The 1,994-nt window shown below is 38.0% G+C and carries 1 protein-coding gene; it reads left to right on the top strand.

Annotated elements, in window-relative coordinates; genetic code table 11:
• The first annotated feature begins 423 nt into the window (after positions 1–423).
• Positions 424–1,755 (top strand): AAA-like domain-containing protein, encoded by a 1,332-nt coding sequence (locus tag F6K51_RS13080; protein WP_293020878.1) that lies wholly within the window; start codon positions 424–426, stop codon positions 1,753–1,755.
• Positions 1,756–1,994: the final 239 nt, after the last annotated feature.

The following is a 1,994-nucleotide window of genomic DNA, read 5'->3' as shown; positions in this document are numbered from 1 at the left end:
TTTATTAATACCAACTCACTTATCTCAAGCTATGGATTGAGCAGACAAGTTCTATTTTTTGGAGCAACATATAGTATTGTGGCGATAGTGCCCTCTACAGTCAACACCAAAATGTAGCCAATTGCTTTTACGATTTAGCTACACTATTGACCCAATCTGCTGGAAATTTATCTGATTAAGCCACTCAATTAACCCCTAATTCCCTAGACAATCTACCTAAATACCAATAAATATCATTAAATAATTGATTTGTCAACTATCCCAAGACACCCATTTGATAGGCATGTTAGCACTATACATAATAGTATGTATTTGTCAATTAGCAAGTGTAGCCAGTTTAATCACGCTCATCAACCTAAATTAATTGTCTGCCTTGTTAGAAACCGCTAAAGTGTCGTTTGAGATATTGGGGAACTCTTAGTGATGACTATTGATCAGGTACTTGACATCCTCAAAAGTGTTGAGAAAATCAAGTTAACTCCACTTCAGGAATGGATATTGCACCAAGCCTGGGAAGGAAAAACCTATACCGATATGGCGATCGAAGCACACTATGGCCCTGAATACCTCAGAAAGACTGCCTATAAGTTGTGGCGATTACTGGGAGACATTTTTGGCAAAGCGATCACCAAGACCAATTTCCGGAACACCCTGGAAACAACCCCGATTACTTCCTACCATCAAGAACTAATTCAGCAATATTACCGCCGTCAATGCCTACGTAAAATTGCTGAATTTCCTAGTGGAGCACTTCCCCTACCATCTCACCTTTATATAGAGCGTCCTCCGATTGAAGAGCTTTGCTATCAAGCCATTCACCAACCCGGAAGTTTACTCCGGATTACAGGACCAAAAGAGACAGGAAAAACGTCTTTGCTATTGCGAATATTAGACCAGGCAAGAGAAAAACAATATGGCAGAGTTTACCTCAATTTTAACCAAGCAGAAACCGCCATTTTAAGCAATTTAGACCGGCTATTGCGCTGGTTATGTGTTAACATCAGTTACCAACTCCAGCTTCCCCAGCAACTGGATGACTATTGGGATAAAGACCTAGGCAGTAAGGTCAGCTGTATGAGTTACTTACAAGAACATATCCTAGAAAAAATAGACCATCCCCTAGTTTTGGCAATGGATGAAGTCCATCGGTTGTTTGAGCATACCCAAACTGCTAAAGATTTTTTACCCTTATTGCGCTCTTGGCATGAGGAATCTAAACAACTACCGCTGTGGCGAAAGCTGCGGGTTGTTGTGGTTTACTCGACAGAAATTTATGTTGCTCTGGAAACTTCCCAATCTCCGTTTAATGTGGGATTACCGATTAAGTTACCCGAGTTTAACAAACAGCAAATCCAACAGTTAGCTCAGCTTTATAGATTACATTGGTCAAATAGTGAAGCTGCTGACAAACTGATGGCTGTGGTGGGGGGACATCCGGGATTAGTGCAGCTTGCTCTGTATCACTTGGCTTATCATAATATTAGCCTAGAACAATTACTCGCTGAAGCAGCTACTGCTACGGGAATTTATAGTGACTATTTGCGGCAACACTTAAGTGTACTTAGGGCAAATCCTGATTTAGCTACTACTCTTAAACAGGTGGTTGCAGCAGATAGGGGAGTTGAGCTCGATCCAATCAGTATCTATAAGTTACAGAGTATGGGTTTGGTGAGTGTTCAGAGAAATCAAGTTACACTCTGTTGTAATTTATATCGTCAGTATTTTTTAGAACACCTTGATATGTTGAAGGTTTAAGGTTTAAGGTTTAATGTTGAAGGTTTAATGTTGAAGGTTTAATGTTGAAGGTTTAATGTTGAAGGTTGTCTGTCAGAATTAATTCTTAATTCTTAATTCTTAATTCTTAATTCTTAATTCTTAATTCTTAATTCTTAATTCTTAATTCTTAATTCTTAATTCTTAATTCTTAATTCTTAATTCTTAATTCTTAATTCTTAATTCTTAATTCTTAATTCTTAATTCTTAATTCTTAATTT

Origin of the sequence: Moorena sp. SIO3I8 (genome assembly GCF_010692325.1) — a bacterium.
Lineage (GTDB): Bacteria > Cyanobacteriota > Cyanobacteriia > Cyanobacteriales > Coleofasciculaceae > Moorena.
Note: the sequence above shows the minus strand (reverse complement) of the source record. Positions and strands in the feature narration are given on the sequence as shown.

Bases quoted from the DNA above. Each gene is read 5' to 3' on its own strand.
- F6K51_RS13080 (WP_293020878.1), top strand. From the start codon at position 424: ATGACTATTGATCAGGTACTTGACATCCTCAAAAGTGTTGAGAAAATC.